We start from the raw sequence: 25,203 nt of genomic DNA on the forward strand, positions 1-25,203 counted from the left end.
GGCGCCCGCCGCCGCGCCGAGTAACACAGTCCGCCGTCCGATCAGTTGCTGGGGGGTTTCCACGTCAGCTCCTTCACGCTAAGTCGTGGTGAGGATCACACGTTCATCCCACGATGAATACCGCGTCAAGGTGCTAATGCGAATTACTTCAGGAAACATCGGGTCTTGACAGCAATGGGGGGCCTTGCCCAGGATGGGACCCCACCAAGCAGCTAATGCGCATTACCTGATCATGAAGGACACGGACGGTGACTACTCAAGGTCGGCGTCTCACGCAGCAGGACATCGCCAGGATGGCCGGCGTGAGCCAGACGACGGTCTCGCTGGTGCTCAACAAGCGCGGCGACGCCGACGTGCGGATCGCTCCCGAGACCCGCGAACGGGTCCTGCAGGTGATCAGGGAGACCGGCTACGTGGCCGATCCCGCCGCGCGGCGGCTCGCCTACGGGCGCAACCGCATCCTCGGCGTGTTCACCTACGAGGCGGTCTTCCCCGCCGAGAGCGCCGACTTCTACCACCCCTTCCTCGTCGGCATCGAGGAGTGCGCCCAGGAGATCGGCTGCGACCTGCTGCTGTTCACCAGCGCCAAGGCGGCCTCCGGCGCGCGGCGGCGGATATTCAACGAGGAGAGCCGGGTACGGCTGGCCGATGGCTGCGTGCTGTTAGGCCGAACGGTCGACCGTGAGGACCTGGCCCGGCTGCTGGCGGAAGGCATCCCGTTCGTCTCCGTCGGCCGCCGCGACGACGCGGGCGGGCCCGTGCCGTACGTGGGGGCCGACTACCCTCCGGCCGTCCTGGGGCTGGTCGAGCGGGCGGTGGCCCTCGGTCACCGGCGGCTGGGCTACGTCGGGGCGGGGACGGGCGGCGAGTCCATGGCCGACCGCCTGCGCGGATTCCATGAGGGTGTGGCCGCCACGGGCGCCGACGGCCGTCACTTCACTCCGGACGTGCCGCTGGGGGACGTGATCGCGTCCGGGGTGACGGCGGTCTTCGTCGAGGAGTACGCCGACTGCGTCGCGATCGCCGCGGCCGCAGCGGAGCGCGGCGTCGAGGTGCCCCACGACCTGTCCATCCTCACTTTGGGCGCATTCACCCGGCCCGTCCAGATCGACAGAGACTTCACCGGGTTCCGCATCCCCAGGCGAGAGATGGGCCGCAGAGCGGTCCAGCTGCTGGCCGAAGTTCTGGAGACCGGCGGAACCCCGCAAGAACTGCTGCCCTGCGAACTGGTCGACGGCACCACGCTGGCCCCGAACCGCAATCTGACAGGAGATTTCCCACGTGGTTGAGATATCGGCAGACGCGGCCGTCGTCGGCGGCGGACTGGGTGGCGTCGCCGCCGCGCTCGCCCTGTTGCGCGCCGGCCGTACGGTGGTGCTCACCGAGGAATTCGACTGGCTCGGCGGGCAGCTCACCAGCCAGGCCGTGCCACCCGACGAACACTCCTGGGTGGAGAGGTTCGGCGTCACGGCGAGTTATCGGGCCCTGCGCGAGGGCATCCGGCGCTACTACCGCGACCACTACCCGCTCACCGAGGGGGCGCGGGCGCAGCGGGAGCTGAACCCCGGCGCCGGGCACGTGAGCCGCCTGTGCCACGAGCCCAGGGTCGCGGTCGCGGTGATCGAGGCCATGCTCGCCCCCTACCGGGGCTCGGGGCGGTTGCGGGTGCTCCAGCCGTACCGGCCGGTGGGCGCGGAGGTGGACGGCGACCGCGTCACGTCCGTACGGCTGGCCCATCGCGACACCGATGAGCAGGTCGTGCTCCGCGCGCCGTACGTGCTGGACGCCACCGAGACCGGCGAGCTGCTGCCGCTGACGGGAACCGAGTACGTGACCGGGTTCGAGGCGCAGTCCGAGACGGGCGAGCCGAGCGCTCCGGCCGAGGCGCAGCCGCTGAACATGCAGGCCGTGTCCGTCTGCTTCGCGATCGATCACGTCGACGGCGACCACACGATCGACCGGCCCGCCTCCTACGACTTCTGGCGCGCCTACGAGCCGCCGTTCTGGGGGGACAAACTGCTGTCGTGGCGGTGCCCGAACCCGCGCACGCTCAAGATCATGGAGCGTTCCTTCACCCCCAACCCCGACGACCACCCCCAGCTCGTCGAGGCCGACCAGCGGGTCAACCCGGGCGATGCCAACCTGTGGACCTTCCGCAGGATCGCCGCCCGCCGCAACTTCACCGACGGCGCGTACGCCAGCGACATCACGCTCGTCAACTGGCCGATGATCGACTATCTGGAGGGACCGATCATCGACGTGCCGGACGCCGACCGGCACCTGGCGGCGGCTCGCGAGCTGTCGCGCTCGGTCTTCTACTGGCTGCAGACCGAGGCGCCGCGTGCCGACGGCGGCACCGGCTATCCTGGCCTGCGGCTGCGCGGCGACGTGACGGGCGGCGCCGACGGCCTGGCGCAGGCGGCCTACATCCGCGAGTCCCGCCGCATCCGGGCGTTGTGCACCGTCACCGAGCAGGACCTGTCGCTGGCCGTGCGCGGTGACAAGGGCGCGGTCTCCTACACCGACTCGGTCGGCATCGGCATGTACCGCATCGACCTGCACCCCTCGACCGGTGGCGACAACTACATCGACGTGGGCTGCTCACCGTTCGAGATCCCGCTGGGCGCGCTCATCCCGCGCCGCATGACCAACCTGCTGGCCGCGGGCAAGAACATCGGCACCACCCACATCACCAACGGCGCCTACCGGCTGCACCCGGTGGAGTGGAACGCGGGCGAAGCCGCGGGCGCGCTGGCCGCGTTCTGCCTGGACCGGGCCACCACCCCACACGCCGTCCGGGAGAAGGAAACCCTCCTGGCGGACTTCCAGCAGCGCCTGACCCGCGACGGCGTCGAGCTGCGCTGGCCCGACGTCACCGGCTACTGACACATGACCACTCGGGGGAAGCCATCCAAGGAGATCACCCCATGAAAACAACCGGGACACTTGCCGCCCTCGCCATGGCCGCCCTGCTCACCGTCACCGCGTGCGGCGGCGGCGGGCAGACACCTGCCGCGCAAGGCCCGCAGCCGCTGCGCATGACGATCTGGACGTCCAACGAGGCCCACCTGAAGCTCTTCAACGAGATCGCGGCCGAGTACAAGAAGACACATCCGGACGTCGGCACCATCACCTTCGACTCGATCCCCTTCGAGAGCTACACCACCACCCTCACCACGCAGATCGCCGGCGGCAAAGCCCCCGACCTGGCCTGGGTGCTGGAGAATTCCGCCCCGGACTTCGTCTCCTCGGGCGCGCTGGCGCCGTTGAAGGGGGCGCTCGGCAAGGAGCAGGGGTACGAACTGTCCGACCTGACGCCGGCCGCGACCAAGTTGTGGGAGCAGGACGGCGAGCTGTACGCCTACCCGTTCTCCACGTCCCCGTTCGGCATCTTCGTCAACGACGACCTGGTCAAGAAGGCCGGGCAGAAGACACCGCGCGAGCTTATCGAAGCCGGTGAGTGGACCTGGGACAACGCCGTCAAGATGGGCGCGGCCGTGGCGAAGGACGGCAAGGCGGGCCTGGTCGTCCGCGACTTCGACTACAAGAACTGGGACAACCTCGCCTCCGTCTGGGGAGGCTGGGGCGCCAGGGCATGGAGCGAGGACGGCAAGACGTGCGGCTTCAACAGCCCCGAGATGCTCCAGGCCATGACGTTCCTGCACAAGGCGATCTTCGTGGACAAGGCGCTGCCGGGCCCCGGCACCACCGTCGACTTCTTCGCCGGTGACGCGGCGATGACCATCACCCAGATCTCCCGCGCCTCCTTGCTGGCCGAGGCGAAGTTCGGGTGGGACCTGGTGCCGCTGCCCGCCGGGCCGACGGGCGACTACGCGGTCATCGGCCAGGCCGGTCTGGGCGCACTGAAGAAGTCCCCCAACGCCGCCCAGGCCATCGACTTCCTGGCCTTCTTCACCAACCCCGCCAACTCCGCCAAGCTCGCCGCCTACTTCCCGCCGCCGCGGGCCTCCCAGCTCACCACCGAGACGCTGGCCAAGTCCAACCCGCTGCTCAAGCCGGAACAGCTCAAGGAGGTCGTGATCGACGGCATCGCGAAGGCCGTCGTCAAGCCGAGCCACATCGGGCAGGCCGAACTGTCGCAGACCGTACGGGCGGAGCTCGACCCGCTGTGGAAGGCCGACGCGGACGTCAAGGCGGTGCTGGACGGAGTCTGCGCGAAGATCCAGCCGATGATCGGCGCGTGACGTGACCCTCACCCGGACCAGGGGGACGACGGCCGGACGCCGGGCCGTCGTCTCCCCGTACTGGACGATCCGCCGCCGGGACAACCTCGTCGGCTACCTGTTCATCGGCCCACAGCTCGTCGGCAGTGCGCTTTTCGTGCTGCTGCCGCTGGGGCTGGTGGTCTGGTACAGCCTGCACGAGTGGAACGTGCTGGCCGGGACCTTCGAGTTCACCGGCGGCGACAACTACGCCAAGCTGCTGGACGACCCGAGGCTGGGCGAGGTCCTCGGCGGCACCGCGATGTTCTCCGTCGGACTGGTCGTCCTCAACCTGAGCCTTGCCCTGGTGCTGGCCATCCTGCTCAACCAGCGCCTGCGCGGCACCACGTTCTTCAGAACCGTGTTCTTCTCCCCGGTCGTGGTCTCGCTGGTGGCGTGGACGATCGTGTGGCGGTTCCTGCTCCAGGCGGACGGCGGCGTCAACGGCCTGCTCGGCTCCGTCGGCATCGACGGACCCAACTGGCTGCGTGGCGAAACCGCGGCGATGGCGTCGGTGATCGTGGTCCAGGTGCTCAAGAACGTCGGCCTCAACATGGTGCTGTTCCTGGCGGCCCTGCAGGGCGTGCCGAGCCAGCTGCACGAGGCCGCCCGCGTCGACGGCGCGAAGGCGTGGACCCGGTTCACCCGCATCACCGTGCCGCTGATCAGCCCCACCATCCTGCTCACCTCGATCATCACGGTCGTCGGCTCGCTCCAGGTGTTCGCTCAGATCGCCGTCCTCACCCAGGGCGGGCCGGGCTTGTCCACGACCGTGCTCGTCTACTACCTGTACCAGCAGGCCTTCCAGTTCCACCACTTCGGTTACGGTGCGACCCTGTCGGTCCTGCTGTTCGCGATCGTGGCGGCGCTCACCCTCGTGCAGTGGCGCATGCGCAGGAAGTGGGTCTTCCATGAGTCATAGACTCAAGCTCACCCTGTACGGCCTGCTCTGCGTGCTGTGCGTGCCCTTCGTCTTCCCGACCTGGTGGATGGTCACCTCCTCGTTCAAGCCGATCGGTGAGATCTTCGCCTTCCCGCCCGCCCTGCTGCCCTCCTCCTGGGACACGTCGACCTACCGGCAGGTCTTCGAGCTGCAGCCCTTCACCACCCAGTACTTCAACAGCCTCTACATCGCCCTGCTGGTCACCGCCGGGACCATGGCGATCTCGGCGATGGCCGGATACGCCTTCGCGCGCATCCGTTTCCCCGGCCAGAACGTGCTCTTCGGCGTCGTGCTGATCGGGTTGCTGATCCCCAGCGAGGTGACGATCGTGCCGCTGTTCCAGATGTTCCACGGACTCGGCCTCACCGACACCCACTGGCCGCTGATCCTGGTGCCGACCCTCGGGGCGCCGAGCGTGATGGCGACCTTCATCATGCGCCAGTTCTTCATCAGCCTGCCGAAAGAGCTGGAGGAGGCCGCCCGCGTCGACGGGCTGGGCCGCTTCGGGACCTTCGCCAAGGTGGCGCTCCCCCTGGCCCGCCCCGCTCTCGGCGCGGTCGCCATCTTCACGTTCCTGCACTCGTGGAACCTCTACCTGGAACCGATCGTGTTCCTTTCCACGCCGGAGAAGTTCACCCTGCCCCAGGCCCTCACCCAGTTCGTCGACGCCTACGGCGGACCCATGTGGAACATCCAGCTCGCCGCGGCCTCGCTGACGGCCCTGCCGATCCTGGTCGTGTTCGTCCTGGCCCAGCGCCAGTTCATCGAAGGGCTGGCGCACACAGGCTTGAAGGGATGACGGTCCGCCCCCGCCGCTGACGGGGCAAGGGGGCATTCTCGAAGGTGCGAGGCCTACTCAGGCCCGCACCTTCTTGCTTTGTACAAGTGCTCCGACCTGCGCGGTTACCTGTCAGATGGCGCGTACGCCCGTACGGAGAAGCCTGTCGAACAGGCTGACAACACCGATCTTCTTGTGGACACGCGAGCGATCCGAAACGTTGGATTCGGCCGCACAGGAATCGGCCCTCAGCGCCTGAAACCAGGAGTAACGATGAAGCTGCCCTCATGCGCCGCTGCCCTCATAGCGGCCGTCCTGCTCGCTTCGCTGGCCGGAGCGTCCAGGACGTCGGCGGCACAGGCGGCCGACGTCAGGGCCCTTCCGAGCGTGAACATGGAAGCCACGGTCAAGGCGGCCCAGATCGACCCGAGGCGGCCTGACGACACGCTGACCCCGGGCGCCAAGGCCAGCGTGCTTCTCGTTGAGCGGGCGCTGCGCGACCGGCGCCTCCTCGACGCGAAGTGGGTGGACGGTTACTTCGGCACCACAACGGTCGCCGCCTACGCGAAGTACCAGAAGTCGCTCGGCCTCACCGGTCTGGACGCCAACGGCCTGCCGGGCAAGACGTCGCTCACCAGGCTCGGCGCCGACCGCTTCAAGGTCACCAACATCATCGACCCGGGCACCCGGGTGTCCACCGGCGGTTTCGTCATCAACACCCGCACGCGAAGCATGCTGGCCGAGGCGCAGCGGCTGCTCGGCCGCGACCTCGAGCTGGATCAGGGTTCGTACAACCCCGGCGGCGACCCCACGTCCGCGGGCACCCACGACGGCGGCGGCGTCGTCGACATCTCGGTGACGGGGATGAATTCCGCCACCCGCACCGCGGTCGTCCGCGCGTTGCGCCGGGCCGGCTTCGCGGCATGGGTGCGTAGCCCCAGGCAAGGCGACTGGCCCTGGCACATCCACGCCGCCGCCATCAGCGACACCAGCCTCTCCAGCCAGGCCCAGCACCAGATCGGTGACTACTACCTCGGTCTGAACGGGCTCACCGGCCGTGGCCCGGACGACGGCCCGAAGGTGACCATCCGCACCTGGGAGGAGTACCAGCGCCGCTGACTCATCCGATCCGCAGACCATCCGAAACGCAGGCTCCGCAGACAGAAGGAGAACAGCATGAGAACGCTCACCAGGATCCTCACCGCGACGACCGCCGCGATGACGCTCGGCGGGACGGTACTCGCCACCGCATCCCCCGCCTCGGCCGCCAACCGCGACGGCGTCTGCCAGGCCGGCGAATTCTGCTACTACTTCAACAGCAACAACCAAGGATCGGTCTCGGACTTCACCGGATCGGTCGCCGACTACGCCACCAAACAGCCCTCCTGTTACGACTTCAAGGGACCCGGCAACGGCAAGGGCAAATGCATCAAGAACGCCGCCGCCTCCGTCTGGAACCGCAGCAGCAAGACCGTACGCGTCTACTACAACAGCGGCCACACCGGCACATACCAGGACTTCGGCCCAGGCACCAAAGGCAACCTGAACTCCACCCTCAAGAACCAGAACGCCTCGCACAAGTTCAGCCCGTCATCATCATCGCGCAGCGCCATGTCGTTCTCGCTGTACACGGCCAGCGGCACGATCACCTGCGGCTTCGACGGTTACAGGTCCACCTCCGGCCGGCACGAAGGCATCGACATCGCCCGCGGCGTGGGCGCGAATGTTCACGCCCTGGTGGGAGGCCAGGTCATCAACCTTGTGCGCGGGACCACCGGCAGGGCGGGACTTTCCACGATCGCCATCTACAACGCCGCATTGAACAAGACGGTGATCTACCTGCACTCCGCTCCGCTGTCCTCCTTGCGCCTGGGCCAGCAGGTCAGCCGCGGCCAGATCATCGCCAAGGAGTCGTGGAACGGGGTGTCGCGCAAGTCAACCGCACACACCCACGTCGAGATGCGCCCCGGACGGCAGACGCGTGCGGCCAAGAGCGTCGGCGACCCGCACCTGCAGAACCCGAACCCGACCTCGTTCTGGATCTCCCAGGGCTACAGCATCCGATAACGCACCGCGGCCTCCAACGGAGAAGACAACAGTGCATCCACGAACTGTACGGCTGATCTCGCGGCTCACCGCGATAGCGCTCGGCGGGACGGTACTCGCCACCGCATCGCCCGCCTCGGCCGCCAACCGCGACGGCATCTGCCAGGCCGGCGAATTCTGCTACTACTTCAACAGCAACAACCAAGGATCGGTCTCGGACTTCACCGGATCGGTCGCCGACTACGCCACCAAACAGCCCTCCTGTTACGACTTCAAGGGACCCGGCAACGGCAAGGGCAAATGCATCAAGAACGCCGCCGCCTCCGTCTGGAACCGCAGCAGCAAGACCGTACGCGTCTACTACAACAGCGGCCACACCGGCACATACCAGGACTTCGGCCCAGGCACCAAAGGCAACCTGAACTCCACCCTCAAGAACCAGAACGCCTCGCACAAGCTCCTGAGTTCGGCACCGCCGACCGGGTGCAAGACCGACGGCACGGACACCAAGCTGCCCACGACGATCCTCGTGTACCGCAAGTCCCTCAATCGCGTGGAGCGGGTGGCGTTCAAGACGTACGTCAAGAACGTCCTGCCCAACGAGTGGGTGTCGAGCTGGCCGAGGGATTCCCTCAGGGCCGGGGCGATGGCCGTCAAGAACTTCGGCTGGTACTGGGCGCTGCACTCGAACCGCAAGACGGCGAGCGGCCAGTGCTTCGACGTCTACGACCACACGTCGAGCCAGGTGTACAAGCCCGGCTCCGCGAAGGCGGTGACGAGCGCCGCGGTGGACGCGACGTGGGGCACCCGGCTGACTCGCAACGGGAAGATCTTCCGGGCCCAGTACTGCGCGACGACGACGGCGTGCGGCAATTGGGTCAACGGGGACTGGATGTCGCAGAACGGCTCTCGCGATAAGGCCAGAGCGGGCTGGAGCTACTCCAGGATCCTCCAGCACTACTACACGGGGATCGCTCTCAGCTCGTGAACCCCTGAGACTCTGGTTCCCCGCCGTGTCATGGACGGCGGGGAACTAGAGTCCGTCGACGATGATCTGGAAGTTGACCGGCCGGCTTCCGGGGAACACGACCGTTCCCGAAGCGTCCACCATTTTGAATCGCACGTAGCACAAGCCCGGCTTCCTCGGCGTGGTGATCACGGTCCGGATGTCGACCATCTCGCCGGGTTGCGTGTCATTGATCGGCACGTCGGGAATGGTCTGGCATTGATCAGCTTGCTGCGTGAGGTCGAGGCGACGCAGCGAATATCCCTTCCACGGCACGGTCCCGGCGTTCTTGAGCCGCCATACCTTGGTCATGGTCTTGCCGGCGCCGACGCGCGTGCAATCGGGGAGCGTGACGTCATCGATGAACACGGCCGCATCGCCCTTGTGCACCGGCGGGGCCGGAGGCGGGTTGGTCGAACGCACCGGGCAATCGGCTGGCGACAGCGCGGCAATCGATGGGCTGCCGGACGGGTTCAGGCTGTGTCCGTCGGGCTCGGAGCCGCGATTGACGACGGCCACGATGAGGACCACTGCCCCCGTAGTGACGGCCGCTGTTACGAACGTGGCCGGGCGCCGGAATCGCCCGCTGTTCCCCGGCGCAGGGAGCAGAGGCCGGCCGTCGCCCGCAATCTCGTCGGGCGGCGGCGTAGGCACGGATGCCGAGGTCTCGCCAGCCGACCGGGGCGCTTGCGACCCGATGGCGAGGTGCACGGCAGGGGGTTCTGCGGCGCCTGTGTCAGAGTCTGCGAGATTGTCCGCGCGGATTGAAGGATCCCCGGCGCTCACAGTTCTGACCGCCAGATTCGCTCTCTCCCAGCGTTCGCGGTACGCGGCTGGGTCCGCGCCACACGCCTTGACGAACTCGACGGTGGTCTCCCAACTCGCGAGCCGGTTACCCTTCGTGGCTTCGTGCAACGTCGTGTGGGAAATCGCCCCCGACCGACCGGACATCTCCCGAAAAGGCGGGTTGCCGACCGAGTTGCGCAGTTCCCGCAGGATCGCCGCGAAGTCCTCGATCGCCTCCGTCCGTGCACGCCTGTCGTCCACCGTGCGAAGCTAACAGCACCCACGGTCTTCACTCAACTCGAACCGGTATCGACGCGAAGCCGGTCAAGATGAGCGTGCAGAAATTGCACGAGGTTCTGCCGGGGGCTAGTCGGCGACCCGCACGCTGGTGAAGTCGTAGTCACCGACCACCGGCACCTGCCAGCCGGTCACGCCCTTGCGGAACGCGGCCACGTAGGTCAGGTTGCAGATCGGGATCACCGGCGGGCCGTCCTTGATCACCGTGTTGAAGGCCTCCTGCATCGCGGCCCCGCGCTCCGTCTCGTCCGCGCTGGCCCGCGCCTTCGCCAGCAGCTCCTTGCCGCCGGGCAGCTCGTAGCCGCCGGAGTTGTACGGCCCGCCCGGCAGGTAGAAGTCGGCGATGAACTGACTCGGGTCGGGGCGCCCGGCCTGAATCCCGGAAACGACGGAGGTGAACTTGCCGGTCCGGCGCGCGTTGATCATCTGCTGGAACTCGAAGACCTGGACCGACGCGTTGATCCCGACCTGCTTCAACTGGGCCTGCAACACCTGCGCCATCGCCTGGAAGGAGGTGGTGGTGCCGGACGCGATCTCCATGTCGAAGCCGTTGGGATAGCCGGCCTCGGCCAGGAGCTGCTTGGCCTTGGCCACGTCGTAGTAGGGCTTGGCGTCCTTCAGGTCGGGCGTGGCCGCCCAGTGGCTCTGCGGGAACGGCTGCACCGTGGGGACGCAGGTGCCCGCCTCCAGGCCGTTGTTGATCGCCTCACGGTCGATCGCGTACAGCAGCGCTTCCCGGACCTTGGGGTTGGACAGGGCCTTGACCTTGGTGTTCAGCAGGAGGCCCATGAACCGGGTGTTCGGCCCGCTGACGATCGAGAGACCGGCCGCCTCGGCCTCCTTGATCTGCTTGCCGGAGATGCTGCTGCCGTCGACCTGCCCCGACTTCACCGCACGCAGCCGGGTCGGCTCGTCGTTGAAGACGATCATCTCCATACCGCCGATACCGACCGCCTGGACGTTCCAGTAGCCGTCGAACTTCTTGAAGCCGGCCTTGCCCTCCTGCAGGGCGGTGAGCGTGAACGGCCCGGTGCCGACCGGCTTGGTGCCGAGGTCGGGGGCGTCCAGCGCCTTCGGCGAGACGGCGATGCCCGCCTCGCCGGCCAGCACGTTGAGCATGTACCCGGCGGGCTCCTTGAAGGTCAGCTTCAGCTCCAGCGGCCCGGTCACCTCGACCTTGTCCAGGATCGCGAACTGCCCGACCAGGGTGCCGCCCTTCTTGAACGCCTCGATGGACGCCTTGGCCGCCTCGGCGTCGTACTTCTCACCGTCGTGGAACCTCACCCCATCGCGCAGGGTGAAGGTGAGCACCTTGTTGTCGTCGCTGAACTCCCACTCGGTGGCGAGGCCCGGGCCGAGCTCGCCGGCCGGGGTCCGGTTGATCAGGCTCTCGTAGACCGCGTCCAGGAAGATCGGGTCCAACGGCGCCGACATGCGGGGGTCGAAGGAGGTGGGCATGCCCGGCACCGCCCAGGTGAAGACGGCGTCGCTCTTGGGGGCGGCCGAGCTCTGCGTGGACGTGCCTCCGCCGCTGTTCCCGCCACCACCACAGCCGGCGAGGACGAGACCTGTGGCGAGAGCGAGGACCCGACGGATTTAACCAATGCTCGTTTCACGGCGTTCTCTCCATACTTCAGAAGCGAACTTGACTCGATTGGTCGATATGTCGCGGTGTTGTCCGACTCGGTCCCCGATGAATGTGCTCGAGCGGATGCGGAGCTCGGTCGGGATCGGCTCGCCCGCCTCGGCCGCGGCGACGGCCTCGACCGGCGACGGTATGGTCGCGGCCACGTCGGGCGGACCGAAAAGACGTCCTGAACTGGGCGGCGTGCTTCCCGTTGTCCGCCTGTTGTGCGCTGAGATCAAATCACCCGTTGTCCAATTATCGGACAAGACGTTTGATAGTTGTTACGCCATGGTGTACCGGGGATAACTTGGCGTCAAGGGGGCCACCCTTGCGTAAATCCCTGAAGTCGGGATTGTTACCAACCACGCCTGATACGTCATGGTGTTACCAATGCAGAGCTGCCGATCACCGGCTCCCCGCCGCAGGCGGCCGAGCGGTTCCGCGAGTACGCCGCAGCCGGCGCCGACCACCTCATCCTCGGCATCATCGATGTGCCTTCGCCGCTCAGCGGTGCTCAATAGACTCGATGATCTAGGTTTCTCGTGAAGAGGGGTGTTTCGTGCCTGGGACCGCTCGCGAAAGACTCGCCGAGTTACTCGGTGAACTGGCGGAACTTCCCGCGTCGAGTGTCTACCGCAAACTCTTCATGACCGACCTGTCGGTGGCGGTCGACGGACTCGGACCACTTCAGTTTCCTGTCTCCGAGGAGCAGGCCATCCGATTGCGTGGGCTCGGCCACCGTGCGCGGTTCGGGCGCGGTGAGCAGACCCTGACCGACCCGGAGGTCCGCGATACCTGGGAGATCCCCAAGGACCTGGTGCGCATCGAGTGGACGCACGCGTTCGAGGCCGTCCTCGAGGTGATGCGCGACGAGCTGGGACTGCCACCTCACTGCGAGCTCACGCCGGACTTCCATTCCATGCTCCTGTACGAGACCGGGCAGTTCTTCGTCACACATCAAGACTCCGAGAAGGACGACTCCATGGTCGGGACCTTGGTGGTGACGCTGCCGTCCGCGCACACCGGCGGTGAGCTCCTCATCGAACACCTCGGCCAGACCGCGGAGTACCGGGGGTCGAAGGTCGCGGTCTCCCTGGTCGCCTTCTACGCTGACTGCCACCACCAGGTCCTTCCGGTGAAGACGGGAAACCGGATCACCCTCACCTACAACCTGCTCTTGGCGGGAGACAATGGCGCCGCAGTCGAGGACACGCTGGCCGGCGAGCTCGCGGCCTGTCTCGACGAGCACTTCGCGACTCCGGTCACGCTCCCGTACGGCGGCGGCCGGGCCGATCCGCCAATGCGGTTGGCATACCTGCTCGATCATGAATACACCGCCCGAGGGCTGAGCTGGAACCGGCTGAAGGGTGCCGACGGTGACCGTGCCGCCCTGCTGAGGGCGGCAGCGGACAGGGCGGGTTGTGACGTGGTGCTGGCCCTCGCGGAAATCCAGGAAACCTGGGATGCCATCGATTCCGATGAGGAGGATCCGTACGACGACTACGAGGAATCCGACGATGCCGACGACGGGCAGTACGTTCTTCAGGACTTGATCGATTCCTCCATCACGCTCGCCCACTGGGTCGGTCCGGGGGGAGGCCGATCCGAGGAGATCTCGCTGACCCTCCGCGACGCGGAGGTGGCCGCGACGACCCCATCGGCTGGTCTTACGCCCTACGCCTCGGAGTACGAGGGCTATATGGGCAACTATGGCAACACCCTGGACCGCTGGTACCGGCGAGCGGCGCTGGTCATCTGGCCCCGGAACCAGGGCTTCGCCAACCGAGCCCAGGCGTCCGCAGTCTGGGCGCTGGACGAACTCGGCGAGATGATTCGCGCTGGAGACGTCAAGAACGCCCACGACGCGGCACAATCACTGCTGCCGTTCTGGGACGCCACTGTCCGTTCCGGTCCGCAGGGCGAACTTCTCGGAAGGGCACTCCGCACCGTCGAGGGACTGGATGACGCGGAGACGGCCGCGATGCTCCTCCACCCGTTCCAGCTTGAGCGACTGGTTCCTGACCACGCGTCAGCGCTCGCGGACCTGGCCGCGCGCTACGGCGAAACCTGGATGGCCGCTCTCCTGCGCGCCTGGTCCAAAAAGGCGCGAACATACAGCTATTCCCCGGAGTCGCTGGAATGGCTCTCGGGTCTCCCACGGCTGTGCACAGCGTTGCTGGCCACCGGGAGCGAGGGGACCACGACCGCCCGCCATGTCCTGGACCTGTCGTGGGAGTGGTTCGAGGGTGAGGTCCGTCCCTTGCTCACAGGGCCATCCACCAGCAGCCGAGACAAATGGCTGGCCGACCGTGGCCAACCGTTCGCCGGCATCCTCACGGCTGCGGCTCAGACCGGGTCGGCCGTCGTGCTGGAGGACGCCGCCAAGCTCGGACATGCGGACGGCGATCAGGCGATCGTGCTGGTGATGGCCGCGCTGCGGGCTGCCGGGGCCGTACCAGCAGGCAGCGGTTATGGCCACGGTTTCGACGAGCTGGCCGTCGGCTGCGCCGAACGAATCCGGACGTCGCTCGCCCAGCCGCGGCGCGCACCCGACGACTGGTCGATCGAGCCGCCCACCGGATGCACGTGTGATCTGTGCGCGACGCTTGGCGCGTTCCTCCAGGACCCGGAACGGCGTACCTTCGAGTGGCCGCTCGCACAGGCGAAGCGAGCGCATGTCCACGCTCGGATAGAGGGGGCCGAGTTGCCGGTCCGCCACGAGACCAGGCGGCAGGGCCGGCCGTTCACTCTCGTGCTGACCAAGACCGAGGCTCTCTTCGAACGAGAGCGTCTCGCCCGTGAGCGTAACGAGGCAGACCTCGCCTGGCTCACCAAGACCTGGAAGATTCCCGTCTGATCCGGCTCACGGTTTCTCGTGACGCGCGTCAAGCAGACCGAGATAGCCCTGGACCGCCTCCCACAGGTGATGTTCGGGGTAACGGCCCGAGCCGCGATGCTCCAGTCGCCACTCGCGATCCCAGTAGGCCCCATGTACGGCGCGCAACCGCTCCAGAGCAACCCGCAGCTCCTCGGCCAACTGTTCCCGTTCGTCGGCGGGCGATGGGACAACCCGGCGCAGCTCCTCGAATCGGCGTTCGGCCAGAGCCGCCAGCACGGCCTCGTCCGGCCCCTCCAGCGACCAGAACCGTACCGGCCCGCGGATCACGTGATTCCACACCGGGTCCAAATGCGAACGCCACCAGTAGGCGATCCCGCCCTTGTCCAGCCGCAGGACATCGACCAGCCACCCGGTGCCGTGTGGATGCGACTCCCAGGGCACGTCCGCAGGCGGCAGGTTCAGCACGAAGGCGACCTCGACGCAGTCGAGAGGATCAGCACCCGCAAGCACGTCGCCGAACACGTACGCCTCACGCAGAAACGGCTCCTCCGACGGCAGCCGCTTCGTGTGCTCACACGCCTCGGCCAGGATCTGCAACTTCTCCACCGCCCTGCGATAACGCATCGGTAGCCACCTCCGGCATGGCATCGTGGCGGGACTCTACTCGCTGCCCAACCCGACAGAGCTGGACAGCACCTTCTGCAGCGAGCACTTCGCCTTCCAGATCGTGGAAGACCTGATACGGCGCCTCCGCAACACGGACGTTCCTCTCACCCAGGGCCGAAGTCGCGGGCGTCGCGCCCGACTGGTTCGAGCCGGAATAGCGCAATGGCATCAGTCGCGGAGTGCCGCGGCTGATTCCACCAGTCCGGCGCGTTCGAGGGCGTCGAGGATGGCCGCGAAGGTCTTGGGCGGTCGAGTCCTGCTGTTGGCGATCTCGTGGACACAGTTGCGCACAGTACCTTCGTCGAGATCAAGCTGGTCGAGGACGAAGTCGTCAGGGCTCTTGGCTTCGATGCCGTAGACCGCGAGCACGTCGGCGGGGAAGTCCCTCAGGTTCGAGGTGACGATGACCTCCGCACCGCTCTTGATGGCGGCGGCGAGAACATGACGGTCGTCGGCGTCGGGAAGCTTGAGGCTCTCGATCAGCGCCTCGTAGTTTTCCACCAGCGCGCCGGGGAGCGCGGCATTCATCCGCTCACGCAGGATCGACACCTTGTCCGGCGAGATGTCCGGCCGGTTCTCGGCGAGGTTGCGAACCACTTCGTCGAGAATCTCGTGGGTCCAATGCGCCCGGACCGCACCGGAAAGGGCGATCCGGATGAGCAGGTCGCGGACCTCATTGCCGTACAGCACATTCGCGTCGTACACCACGGCGAACGCCATCAGTACAGGTCCAGTTCCTCGCTGAGGGCGATGAGGTCATCAGCGGCCTGGCGCCTGTCGGCATCGTTGTGGCGCTTGTAGGCCATGAGATCCTCGAACCGGACACGCCGGTGCCGCCCGACGAGCCGATGCGGAATCTCTCCCGTGTCGAGCAGCCCGATGAGGTAGGGCCTGGACACGTTCAGCAGGTCCGCCGCCTGCCGTGTGGTCAGCTCGGCATGGTTGGGCATCGCCGTCACGCCCCGCCCCTCGGCGAGCTGCGTGAGCATGTAGGCGAGCATCGTGACGACATCACGGGGCAGGACGAGGGCCTCATCACCGGCCAGCTCCCCGGTCACACGGATGTCTTCAGTGCCGGGGTGGGTGGTCAGGTAGTCCTTGATCCGCCGCATGGCGCGGGCCGCGTCCTGCGCGTCCACCCGGCCGGGCTCCAGGGACTTCGGGGTTCGCACGGTCATTGCCACCCTCCTCTCCATTACATTATGTGCAGCAAACGCAATAAGTGCAAGCACCCGAGAGTGTGATCCGGCATCCGACGGTCTCCGCGTCCCCGACGCCAGCGACCCCAACAAGCAGATCGGGAGAACGCAATGGCGATCGCTGCCCCAAGGCAGGGCCCCATCGGGAAAGCCGGATAGCTTGAGCCAGCGTCAGGCTGGGCAACAGCTCACCCCTGCCCCAGCAGGAACTTCCTGGTCTGATCGGTGAGCTCGCACCCGAGTGCGCCCCGCGTCGTCGTCGGCGGGGGTCAGCCGCAGCCTTCGAATTGGGGGACGGTGAAAGTGAGTGCTAGGCCGGACTTCGCGAACCACTTCTGCAGGAGCTTCTTGGCGGTTCCGTCCTGGTACATCTCGGTGATGGCCTTGTTGACCGCCTCGCAGCCGTCCAGGTCGCCGGCCTGGATGCCGACGCCGTAGCGCTCGTCGGTGAACGGGGCGTTGACGATCTTCAGGTCTTCGGTGGCGAAGCCGGCCAGGATGAGGTCGTCGGTGGAGACCGCGTCTACCTTGCCCGCCTTCAGGTCGGAGATGCACGCGCTGTAGGAGGGGACCTCGACCAGCTTCACGGCGATCTTGCGTTCCTCCTTCACCCGGCGCCAGGAGTTCGAACCGGTCACCTGGCACAGGTTGCGCCCCTTCAGGTCCCGCACGTTGGCGATCGCGCTCTCCCCGGCCCGTACGAGAGTGTCCTGGTGGGCGACGTAGTACGGCCCGCCGAAAGCCACCTTCGTCTTGCGTTCCGCAGTGATCGAATAAGTGGCGACGACCAGATCCACCGAGCCGTCCATGAGCACCTTCTCCCGCTCGGACGAAGGGGTCGCGACGAACCTGAAGCTCTTGCCCAGCTTGCCGGCGATGTAGGTGGCCACATCGACGTCGAAACCGGCGAATTCGCCGTCCGCGTTCTTCATCCCCAATCCGGGCTGGTCCGGCTTCACCCCGATGACCAGGACATCCTTGTCCAGGATCGTCGAGCCGGCGCCGCAGGCCGACAGCAGTGCCAAAAGCAGCACCAAGGCGATTGAACGGCCCCTCCCGGTCAGCGCGACCATGAGCATCTTCCCTTCACCGGTATTCGGCGAGCCGGGGCCGGACTCCGACCAGGATCAACAGGGCGGCGGCGAGCGCCGCCCCCGGCAGCAGCAGGTTCCAGCCGTCGAGGGCACGGTCGCCCGCCGCCACGGCGGCGTCGAACGCCTGGCGGTGCAGCGCGGTCAGCTCGACCAGAGCACCGTCGTAGGCCCCGAACGACGTGCCCGTGGCCGCCCGTACGGCGTCCCTGTCCTTGCCGGTTGTGGCGAACTGCCGCATCTGCCGGTCACCCTGCTGGAACTGCTGGTAATGCGTGAGCACCTTGGCCAGTGCCTCGCGCTGGCCGGGCAGGGTGACGCGGTCGGCCTCCGAGCCGTAGAAACCGAGGAAGTCCGCCTTGCCGGGGAAGGCGGCGACGCTGAGGTCCACCGCGGCGTAGTACTTGTCCAGGTTCCCGCCGGGGACGTAGAGCACCGACTGTGACTTGTCCAGGTATACCTGCTCGTAGGTGTCCGCCCGCTGCGGGTCGAGCAGATACCTGCTCTCGTCACCGTGCAGGCTGTTTCCGATCGCGCGTGCCCGGGACAGCACGAGAACCGAGTCGAAACCGTCCTCCTTGGCCGTACGCAGCTCGTCGGAGGCCCGCTGCAGGACGAGCACTCCCGCGACGGTCAGCACGCCGACGACGACGGTGGCCGCCAGCAGCGCCGGGTTGATCACCCGGCGGAACCTGCGGGCCAGGAAGACCTGCAACACGACCAGGACGGCCACCACGAGCGCCCCGCCGAGCGCCACCCAGAACCGGCCTGCCAGCACGGCGGACGACTCGTCCGCGTACGCGTGCCTGACGATGGTTCCGCTGTCGAGCGTGAGGTTGTACGCCTTGGGCAGCAGGTCCAACCGCATCAAGTCAGTGGCCTGGCGGTAGACGTCGAGAGCCGGCCGCGAGGGTGGTCCTGGGGCATGCCGGGCCTGCTCGTCCAGGAGCAGGGCGCGCGCCGCGAGCCGCTCGTAGCGGCCGAGCCCGTCGAGCACTGCCCGCACGGTCATCTGCCCCGTCGCGTCGCCGCGAGCCAGGTCGGCGGCCTGCAGCACGGCGCTGCCGGCCTGCGCGCGGCGCTGGTCGTAGCGATCCAGCGCGGCCTGGCGGCCGGTCCCGCTCTCGTCGCCGGCCAGCAGCACGGTGGCCACCTGGGTGTCCATGTCGCTCAACGCGAAGTACAGGTCGGCGGTGGCCACCACCTGCGGGCCGGCTGTGTGCCCGATCGACCGCAGCCCGTCCTCAGCGTGTCCCAGGCCCACGGCCATCAGCGCGGACAGCAGGCCGACGGCGAGGACGGCGACGCCGGCCCCGGCGCGGATCCGCCCGGGAACCGTTCGCAGCCGCGGCGTAGGAACGAGCGCGGAGCCGTCGGCGGTTGGGGTGACTACGGCCATCTCAGCCCTTCCGCACCGTGATGCTGGTCCACGCGCCGACGTGAATGCGGTCCCCGTCGCCGAGCGGGAGCAGCGCGTTGTGCTCCACCAGCTTGCCGTTGAGCAGGGTTCCGTTGGCGGATCCGGGGTCGACGAGCTCCCACGTCCCGTCGGGCTGGGCGAGCAGCACCGCGTGCAGGTGGGAGACGCCGGGATCCTCGGGCGGGCCGGCCAGGTCGATCTCGGGGGCCAGCGCCCGCGACTTGCTGCGCCGCCCGATCCTGACCTCGGGCCCGGCCAGGGGCACCCGCCGCTCCGGGCAGTACGGCGGGAACGCGACCCGCGCCGCGTCGGGGCCGCCCTGCGCGATCATCATCTCGTAGTGGCCACGGTCCGCCGCGATCACCGCGACCCACGCGGAGGCCGCCGTGGACGGGGTGGACGGGGTGGACGGGGCGGAGGTCCGGCTCCCGCCGCCGAGGACGAAGTCGTAACCGCAGCTCTCGCAGAATCGCCCGCCACGTGGCGCCCCGCAGTCGGGACAGTCGTCCAGCTGGTCGGCGTCGGGGCGGACGGCCGGAGCCGAAGGGGCGCCCGCGAGCAGCGCGCCGCAGACGTCGCAGTACTCCTCGTCCGCGGAGTCATGCCCTTCCGGACAGATCGCCATGCTCAGGCCTCCGGGTCCTTGCGCATCCGGACGGTGCGGACCGATCGGGTGTCGAGCGCGATCTCGTCCGCCTTGTCAACGTCCCGCCGGAGGCGCGCGGTTCCCGTCTCAGGGTCGACCTCGATCACCTTGTCGAGCAGCTTGGCGGTCTCCTCGTTGCCGGCCTTCTCGGCGATGCCGCGGGCCTTGCCGAGCCGGGCGGTCGCGGTGTCCAGGTCGCCGTCGTTGCGGGCCTGCAGGCCCTCCTGGATGAGCGAGGCGAGTTCCTGCTGGCCGGTGTAGTGGGCCACCCGGGGGTTGATGCGGGTCGACTGGACGGGGTCGTCGCTCCACTGCGCCAGGATGTTCCCCTTGGCCAGCACCTCCCCGGAGTCGGGCAGGACCAGCCGCACCAGGCCGGCGCGCATCTCCTGGCCGACGTTCCCGACGGGCACCCGCAGACTGATGTGGTACTCGCGGGATTCACCGCCCCAGGCTCCGGTGGGGTAGTCGCCGGTCAGCTCGTCCACCTCGGTGCGGCGGCCGGTCAGGTCCTCCAGCGCGGGCGAGACCTGCTTGACGAAGTTCAGCGTCGCCGCCCTCGGCCGCCACAGGCGCAGCGCCACGTCCGCGACCGTCTTGCCCATCGCCGCCTGGGTCATCGCCCGGAAGTCGGCCTCCAGGTCCTCGGGCCGCCGGATGTCCATCACGCTGCCGAGCAGGGTGGAGGCGATCTGGCGAAGCTCGGCGACCACCCAGTCGACGCCCACGCCACGGCAGTCGCAGACGAACTTCCCCGTGCAGTACGACAGGTTCGCGGCGAACTCAGGAGCGCGCTCGTATTCGTTCTTGCCGTCCGTCAGCAGGATGGCGTGCTTGATCGCGCCGGGGTAGGCCCGCTGGTACTCGCTGAACAGGTCGGCGGCGCACCGCAGCCACCGGCCCATCGCGGTCCCCCCGCCGGCCACCAGCCGGCCGACGGCCTCCTTGGCGGCGCGCCTGCTCTGCGGGGTCGCCGGCGCCAGCATCGCGCGGTCGGGAAAGACGATGTCGGCTTCGTGGGTGCCCGCGATGACCGCGAAGTGCACGCCGTCGCGGAGGGTGTCGATGGCGGCCTGCGCGGCCTTCCTCGCCTCGACGATCTTGTCGTACGACATCGAGCCGGAGGCGTCCACGATGATGATCTCGGCGGCCGCGACCGCGGGGGCACGCTCGATCGGGCCGCTCGCCTCGACCGTGACGATCGCGTGCACATCCTCGCTTCCCGCCGGAAGGTACTTGTTCTGATCCACGCGCAAGGTGAAGTCGGTCACTGCTGCTCCTTCGGGAAGACCACGGTGGTCTCGGCCTGCTCGCCCTGTCCGAAAGGGATCACCAGGACGGTTATGTTGTCGTGTCCCCCGGCCTCCAGCGCGAGCCGTACGAGCCGCTGGGCCGCCGCGCGGGGGGTGGCGTTCAGGGCGACGGCGGCGAGCGCCGCCGGCTCGGGGTAGTAGTTCCACAGGCCGTCGCTGCACAGCAGGACCACGCCAGGCCCGTCCGGGGTGAACGTGCGGATGTGCGGCACGACCTGGCCCGCGTCCGCGCCCAGCCAGGCGGTCAGCATGTGCGTCCCCGGGGTCGCGTCGTCACCGGTCAGCAGGTCGGACCCGGTTCCGAGCCAGTAGGCCCGGCTGTCGCCCACCCAGCCGATCGTGACCTGCCGCCTGCCGGCCGCCGCCGACACGTAGGTGCAGGCGGGCGCGTCCTCGCCCGGTTCGGCCAGGGCGGCGACGGCTTCGGCGGCGAGCCGGACCGCCTCCCGGGTCGCGGTCTCGGGGTCGGCTCCCTCCCCCAGCTGCTTGGCGAGGGCGGCCGCGGCGGTGTCGGCGGCGGTCTGGGACGCCTCCTCCGGGCGCGGCGAGGTGGACACCCCGTCACAGACCACTCCCACGGCCACCGTGTCCGCCGCCGTCAGGGCCATGGCGTCCTCGTTGCGGCTGTGGCGCAGGCCGCGGTCGCTCACCCCGGCCGCGACCGCCAGCTCGATCTCGACGTGGTCGCGGCCGGAGGGCTGGAGCATGCCGCAGTTCTCGCAGTAGCCGTCGGCCCCGACCGCCGCAGAACCGCACGCGGTACAGGCGGCGGCTCCCAGGGCGTGGCCGCACTGCTCGCAGAATGCCTCGCCCGCCAGGACGAGCGTCTCGCAGGCGGGGCAGGCGCCGCTCACCACAACGTCCTCGGGCGTACGGAGTTGGCCAGATCGACGAAGTCGCGCCGTTCCGCGGTGGATCGCGCCGATCTGGCCAGCGCCCGGTAGACGCGCTCCAGCTCGGCGCGCACGCCCTTCTCGTGCAGCGGGGTGCCCAGCAGCGTCGCCTGCCCGGATAAGGCGGCCTGGCCGAGGGCGCTCCGCAGCACCTCCGAGAGGAGTCCGTCGCGGTCCCTGCCGTCGAGCTTCAGGTTCCGCAGCCGCTCGCCCGCGGCGACGAGCTCGCCTTCGGCGGGGTCCTGTCCTCGTACGGCCGCCGCCACCGCGGCCGCCTGTGCCGCGGTGCGGTGGATGGAGGTCGCGGGCACCTCGTCCAGGCCGGTGGTCGCCCCGGCGCGGTCGCCCGCCGCCAGCCGGAGCCTGGCCAGGCCGAAGCCGGCGCTCACATAGGACCGGTCGGTCTGCCAGATGGCCGCGTAGTGGCGTTCAGCCTCCTGGCTCGCTCCGCCGGCTTCGAGGGCGAACGCGAGGGCCAGCCTGGGCGCGGCCTCGCCGGGGAGCCACGAGTAGAGCCCGTCGAAGATGCGCGCCGCCTCGTCCGGGTCCCCCGAGGCCAGCTGCCCGATCCCCCGATACCACCAGATCCGCCAGTCTCCCGGCAACTGCCCGGTGGCGTTCGCGAGCAGCTGGTCCGGGACCGGACGGCCGAGTTCGCTGAGCACCCTGATCAGCGCGAGCGTGGCCTCCGGGGTGGCAGGGGCGGATTCGAGCACCGCGACCAGCTCGTCGGGATTTCCCGACGTGAGGCCCCCGAGCAGGCCGGCGGCGGGGTCGAGCGGATCCACCAGGGGCACGGGCAGCGCGGACACGGCGTCGAGGCGGTCGAGCGGGCCAAAGACCTGCCCCGTGGCAGCCGGGGCGAGCTCGGTGCCGACGACCTGCCGCTCCGGGCCGAACATTCTGGACTGCGCGGGGTGCGGGGCGCCCTCCTCCGCGGCGCGCACTTCCCTGAGCACGCCGACGAGCTGGTCGGACATCTCCGCCGTGTTCTGGAACCGGCGGGCGGGCTCGGCGTCGGTTGCCCGTTCCAGGAACCGGCGGTAGGACTCGTACTTCTGGTCGATCGCCGGCAGCGGAGCGGCGGAACCGCCGCTGACGGGACTGAACGGGAAGCTCAGCACGGCGAGCGTGCGCCCCACCGTGTAAAGGTCGGAAGAGTCCGAAGGACCGTCGGCGGCGATCTCCGGCGCCTGGTATCCGACCGTCCCGTAGATCGAGCTGTCCGCGTCGTCGATCCGCCGCACGGCGCCGAGGTCGATGAGCTTGAGCTGCTCCTCCACCTGGATGACGTTGGCCGGCTTCAGATCGCAGTACAGCAGGCCTTGATCGTGCAGGTAGCCGAAGGCCTTGAGGATCTCCAGCCCGTAGGCGATGACCTGGGCGATCGGGAGAGCCTCGCGGTTGTCGCTCTCCCGCAGCCGCGCGCGCAGCATCTCCTGGAGCGACGCGCCGCCGATGTACTCCATCACGATGTAGCCCACCATCGTCCCGGTGCCGGGATCGGGGTGGGTGACGAAGTTGAAGATCTTCACGATGTTCGGATGGTCCATCGCGGTGAGGAAACGCCGCTCGGCCTCCGCCGCGGCCAGCGCCTCCACGTCCCCGGTGTCGAGCAGCCCCTTCAGGACCACCCACCGGCCCTCCAGGTTCCGGTCGGCCGCCAGGTAGATCCAGCCGAGACCACCGTGCGCCAGGCAGCCCTTGACCTCGTACTGCCCGCCGACGAGGTCGCCCTCGGCGAGCTTGGGCGTGAACGAGAACCGCCAGCCGCAGTGCGGGCAGAACCCCTCCGTCCGCCCCGGCTGGTCACCTCTGCGGCGGCCCACCGGCTGGCCGCAGTCGGGATTGCCGCAGAAACGCCGGTCCTCCGGCACCTGGGCGTCGGCCAGCACCACCCCGGCCGGGTCCCGGTACGGCACGGCCGGCACCTCGACCAGGCCCATCCCGAGATGGCCTCGGCTCGACCTGCGGCTCGACCGGCTGCTTCCGGTGCTGGCCGTACCCGACATGTCGAGCCGGACGGATGGCCTGGTCAGCGGTGCCGAGGGCGGCGCCGGGTCTGCCTGTGGGGCCAGGCCGCAGAGGTCGCAGTACCCGTCCTCCACCGTGCCGCCGCAGCCCGGCTGGGCGCATTTGATCACCCTGCCACTCCGATCCGGCTGATCGCCCGCTGGTAGGCGGCGATGGCGACGGTCGCCTGCCGCAGGTCGCACGGTGCCGTCCAGAGCAGGGCTCGGGCCTCGCCGTACAGCGCGCCGAGCGCGGCGTCCTCGGCGTGCCCGAGCCGGACCACCTTGGCGTGGTAGGCCTGCAGCCGGCCGCGCAGCTCGTCGCGACGGCCGATGAGGCCCGCCATCGATTCGGTCGCGGTCCGCGCCAGCTCCAGCGCGTCGTCCACGGCCCGCTCCAGCTCGGTCAGCCGTTCGGCCAGCTCCAGCCAGCGGTCGCGGGTCGTATCCAGCGCGCCCAGCCGATCCAGCAACACGGCGGCCTGGGCCGGCAGCGCCGGCAGCGCGGGTGAGGCGATCTTGGCGAGCACCGTGTCCCGGATCGAGCGAGCCTCGTGCTCGGCCTCGGCGACCTGCGCGACGCGGTCGCCGAGGTGGCGGACCCGGTCGCCGTACTCCGTTCGGATCCGGGCGGCCTGCTCCAGCAGCCCGCGACGGGCGGTGAGGTCGGCAAGCAATCCATCGAGCTCGCCGACGGAGGCAGCCGAGCCGAGCGGGTCGGCGTTGACCGCCGCGCGAATCCGGTCGATCCCGGCGCCGATGCGGTCCAGATCCGGGTCGCCGCCGTCCAGGTCGCGCAGCAGGTCCTGAGCGGAGCTGCGGGCGGCATCAGCCTCGTCGAGCCTCGGGAGCAGCGCGCTCCAGGCGTCGTCCGCGGCCGCGACCGTCTCGGCGACGTCGCGGTAGGCGGCGTCCATCCGCGCCACCACCGTGTCCAGCGTGATCCACTCGCCCGCGGCCCGCAGCAGCGACCGCTTCTCGACGGGCACGTTCTCCGGCTTCAGCTCCACCGACGGGCCGGTGAGCAGGCCGGTCAGCGCGGCCAGGTCAGGCTTACCGGCGGCCCTGAGCTCCTGCGCGCGATCGAGCGCTCCCCGGTAGGCGTCGAACAACCACCACAGGGTCACCGCTCTGGCCTGTGCCTCGTCCCAGCGGCGCCGGGTCTCCCCGGTCAGCCGCGCCCCGTTGAGCAGCTGGTAACCCGGGTGCGAGTCGAGGTCGAGCAGGTCGCCCGAGATCCTGTCCCGTTCCTCGGCACGGCGACGCAGCGCGAAGTCGACTTCTTCGATGCGCATCGGCGGGCCCCCGGCCCTCGGCATGGCCAACGTTGCTGCGCCCCCAGCGTGGAATGGACAAGATTGTTATCACCCATTCTTTACACAATTTCGGGATTCGCGCGCTACACCCCCCGCCGGTCG

General features: G+C 68.7%; 21 protein-coding genes. 9 read left to right on the plus strand and 12 right to left on the minus strand.

Annotated features, from left to right (window positions below; genetic code table 11):
* Positions 1 to 248: 248 nt before the first annotated feature.
* The 8 genes from Aple_RS12800 to Aple_RS51960 all read left to right on the plus strand — a co-directional run bounded on the left by Aple_RS12800 (position 249) and on the right by Aple_RS51960 (position 8,978).
* Complete coding sequence (locus Aple_RS12800) at positions 249 to 1,289, plus strand: LacI family DNA-binding transcriptional regulator (protein ID WP_218038296.1); 1,041 nt, start codon at positions 249 to 251, stop codon at positions 1,287 to 1,289.
* Positions 1,282 to 2,886: an FAD-dependent oxidoreductase gene (locus tag Aple_RS12805; protein ID WP_218038297.1), complete on the plus strand. Its 1,605-nt coding sequence runs from the start codon at positions 1,282 to 1,284 to the stop codon at positions 2,884 to 2,886. The genes Aple_RS12800 and Aple_RS12805 overlap by 8 nt, the downstream gene beginning before the upstream one ends.
* Before the next feature lie 41 nt (positions 2,887 to 2,927).
* Positions 2,928 to 4,205, plus strand: coding sequence for an ABC transporter substrate-binding protein (locus tag Aple_RS12810; RefSeq protein WP_218038298.1), 1,278 nt, complete (start codon positions 2,928 to 2,930; stop codon positions 4,203 to 4,205).
* A 1-nt stretch (position 4,206) separates the two neighbouring features.
* A complete protein-coding gene (locus Aple_RS12815; protein ID WP_155344771.1) occupies positions 4,207 to 5,145 on the plus strand; it encodes a carbohydrate ABC transporter permease in 939 nt (312 codons plus the stop codon).
* Positions 5,135 to 5,965: a carbohydrate ABC transporter permease gene (locus Aple_RS12820; protein WP_155344772.1), complete on the plus strand. Its 831-nt coding sequence runs from the start codon at positions 5,135 to 5,137 to the stop codon at positions 5,963 to 5,965. Before Aple_RS12815 ends, Aple_RS12820 begins: the two co-directional genes overlap by 11 nt.
* A gap of 252 nt (positions 5,966 to 6,217) precedes the next feature.
* Positions 6,218 to 7,063, plus strand: coding sequence for a peptidoglycan-binding domain-containing protein (locus tag Aple_RS12825; RefSeq protein WP_155344773.1), 846 nt, complete (start codon positions 6,218 to 6,220; stop codon positions 7,061 to 7,063).
* Between the two features lie 57 nt (positions 7,064 to 7,120).
* A complete protein-coding gene (locus Aple_RS12830) occupies positions 7,121 to 8,011 on the plus strand; it encodes a peptidase inhibitor family I36 protein (RefSeq protein WP_155344774.1) in 891 nt (296 codons plus the stop codon).
* Positions 8,012 to 8,042: 31 nt separating this feature from the next.
* Positions 8,043 to 8,978 (plus strand): peptidase inhibitor family I36 protein, encoded by a 936-nt coding sequence (locus Aple_RS51960; RefSeq protein WP_170321439.1) that lies wholly within the window; start codon positions 8,043 to 8,045, stop codon positions 8,976 to 8,978.
* Between the two features lie 45 nt (positions 8,979 to 9,023).
* Here the strand turns inward: Aple_RS51960 and Aple_RS12840 are convergent, their stop codons facing one another.
* Both Aple_RS12840 and Aple_RS12845 read right to left on the minus strand, forming a co-directional pair.
* Positions 9,024 to 10,043 (minus strand): NBR1-Ig-like domain-containing protein, encoded by a 1,020-nt coding sequence (locus tag Aple_RS12840; protein WP_155344775.1) that lies wholly within the window; start codon positions 10,041 to 10,043, stop codon positions 9,024 to 9,026.
* A 105-nt stretch (positions 10,044 to 10,148) separates the two neighbouring features.
* Positions 10,149 to 11,537: an ABC transporter substrate-binding protein gene (locus Aple_RS12845; protein WP_155344776.1), complete on the minus strand. Its 1,389-nt coding sequence runs from the start codon at positions 11,535 to 11,537 to the stop codon at positions 10,149 to 10,151.
* A 728-nt stretch (positions 11,538 to 12,265) separates the two neighbouring features.
* On the opposite strand from Aple_RS12845, the gene Aple_RS12850 reads away from it, so the two are divergent.
* On the plus strand, positions 12,266 to 14,563 hold the full coding sequence (locus Aple_RS12850) for a 2OG-Fe(II) oxygenase (protein ID WP_155344777.1): 2,298 nt from the start codon (positions 12,266 to 12,268) through the stop codon (positions 14,561 to 14,563).
* 6 nt (positions 14,564 to 14,569) lie between these two features.
* On the opposite strand, the gene Aple_RS12855 is transcribed toward Aple_RS12850, so the two are convergent.
* The 10 genes from Aple_RS12855 to Aple_RS12900 all read right to left on the minus strand — a co-directional run bounded on the left by Aple_RS12855 (position 14,570) and on the right by Aple_RS12900 (position 25,080).
* Positions 14,570 to 15,169 carry a DUF7711 family protein gene (locus tag Aple_RS12855; RefSeq protein ID WP_155344778.1) on the minus strand — a complete coding sequence of 200 codons (600 nt, stop codon included), beginning with the start codon at positions 15,167 to 15,169 and terminating at the stop codon, positions 14,570 to 14,572.
* Positions 15,170 to 15,379: 210 nt separating this feature from the next.
* Positions 15,380 to 15,931: a PIN domain-containing protein gene (locus Aple_RS12860; RefSeq protein WP_155344779.1), complete on the minus strand. Its 552-nt coding sequence runs from the start codon at positions 15,929 to 15,931 to the stop codon at positions 15,380 to 15,382.
* Positions 15,931 to 16,389, minus strand: coding sequence for an excisionase family DNA-binding protein (locus tag Aple_RS12865; RefSeq protein ID WP_155344780.1), 459 nt, complete (start codon positions 16,387 to 16,389; stop codon positions 15,931 to 15,933). The genes Aple_RS12860 and Aple_RS12865 overlap by 1 nt, the downstream gene beginning before the upstream one ends.
* Positions 16,390 to 16,679: 290 nt before the next feature.
* Positions 16,680 to 17,483: a glutamate ABC transporter substrate-binding protein gene (locus Aple_RS12870; protein WP_155344781.1), complete on the minus strand. Its 804-nt coding sequence runs from the start codon at positions 17,481 to 17,483 to the stop codon at positions 16,680 to 16,682.
* A gap of 13 nt (positions 17,484 to 17,496) precedes the next feature.
* The gene (locus tag Aple_RS12875) at positions 17,497 to 18,900 is read right to left on the minus strand and encodes a GlnX family signal transduction membrane protein (protein WP_155344782.1); all 1,404 of its coding nucleotides are present in this window, start codon (positions 18,898 to 18,900) and stop codon (positions 17,497 to 17,499) included.
* A gap of 1 nt (position 18,901) precedes the next feature.
* Entirely contained in the window at positions 18,902 to 19,546 is a 645-nt protein-coding gene (locus tag Aple_RS12880; RefSeq protein WP_155344783.1) for an FHA domain-containing protein, read from the minus strand.
* A 2-nt stretch (positions 19,547 to 19,548) separates the two neighbouring features.
* Positions 19,549 to 20,838 carry a VWA domain-containing protein gene (locus Aple_RS12885; RefSeq protein ID WP_155344784.1) on the minus strand — a complete coding sequence of 430 codons (1,290 nt, stop codon included), beginning with the start codon at positions 20,836 to 20,838 and terminating at the stop codon, positions 19,549 to 19,551.
* Positions 20,835 to 21,734, minus strand: coding sequence for a PP2C family protein-serine/threonine phosphatase (locus tag Aple_RS12890; protein WP_246264418.1), 900 nt, complete (start codon positions 21,732 to 21,734; stop codon positions 20,835 to 20,837). The genes Aple_RS12885 and Aple_RS12890 overlap by 4 nt, the downstream gene beginning before the upstream one ends.
* Entirely contained in the window at positions 21,731 to 23,917 is a 2,187-nt protein-coding gene (locus Aple_RS12895) for a serine/threonine-protein kinase (protein WP_155344785.1), read from the minus strand. The genes Aple_RS12890 and Aple_RS12895 overlap by 4 nt, the downstream gene beginning before the upstream one ends.
* Positions 23,914 to 25,080, minus strand: a complete 1,167-nt coding sequence (locus Aple_RS12900; protein ID WP_155344786.1) for a hypothetical protein — start codon at positions 25,078 to 25,080, stop codon at positions 23,914 to 23,916. Before Aple_RS12900 ends, Aple_RS12895 begins: the two co-directional genes overlap by 4 nt.
* Between the last annotated feature and the right edge of the window lie 123 nt (positions 25,081 to 25,203).

The sequence above is a fragment of the Acrocarpospora pleiomorpha genome (assembly GCF_009687885.1).
Taxonomy (GTDB): domain Bacteria; phylum Actinomycetota; class Actinomycetes; order Streptosporangiales; family Streptosporangiaceae; genus Acrocarpospora; species Acrocarpospora pleiomorpha.

Excerpts from the sequence above, each read along its gene's own strand:
- Aple_RS12810 (WP_218038298.1), top strand. The coding sequence starts at position 2,928 with ATGAAAACAACCGGGACACTTGCCGCCCTCGCCATGGCCGCCCTGCTC.
- Aple_RS12820 (WP_155344772.1), top strand. The coding sequence starts at position 5,135 with ATGAGTCATAGACTCAAGCTCACCCTGTACGGCCTGCTCTGCGTGCTG.
- Aple_RS12825 (WP_155344773.1), top strand. The coding sequence starts at position 6,218 with ATGAAGCTGCCCTCATGCGCCGCTGCCCTCATAGCGGCCGTCCTGCTC.
- Aple_RS12830 (WP_155344774.1), top strand. The coding sequence starts at position 7,121 with ATGAGAACGCTCACCAGGATCCTCACCGCGACGACCGCCGCGATGACG.
- Aple_RS12845 (WP_155344776.1), bottom strand. The coding sequence starts at position 11,537 with ATGCCCACCTCCTTCGACCCCCGCATGTCGGCGCCGTTGGACCCGATC.
- Aple_RS12855 (WP_155344778.1), bottom strand. The coding sequence starts at position 15,169 with ATGCGTTATCGCAGGGCGGTGGAGAAGTTGCAGATCCTGGCCGAGGCG.
- Aple_RS12860 (WP_155344779.1), bottom strand. The coding sequence starts at position 15,931 with ATGGCGTTCGCCGTGGTGTACGACGCGAATGTGCTGTACGGCAATGAG.
- Aple_RS12865 (WP_155344780.1), bottom strand. The coding sequence starts at position 16,389 with ATGACCGTGCGAACCCCGAAGTCCCTGGAGCCCGGCCGGGTGGACGCG.
- Aple_RS12870 (WP_155344781.1), bottom strand. The coding sequence starts at position 17,483 with ATGGTCGCGCTGACCGGGAGGGGCCGTTCAATCGCCTTGGTGCTGCTT.
- Aple_RS12875 (WP_155344782.1), bottom strand. The coding sequence starts at position 18,900 with ATGGCCGTAGTCACCCCAACCGCCGACGGCTCCGCGCTCGTTCCTACG.
- Aple_RS12880 (WP_155344783.1), bottom strand. The coding sequence starts at position 19,546 with ATGGCGATCTGTCCGGAAGGGCATGACTCCGCGGACGAGGAGTACTGC.
- Aple_RS12900 (WP_155344786.1), bottom strand. The coding sequence starts at position 25,080 with ATGCGCATCGAAGAAGTCGACTTCGCGCTGCGTCGCCGTGCCGAGGAA.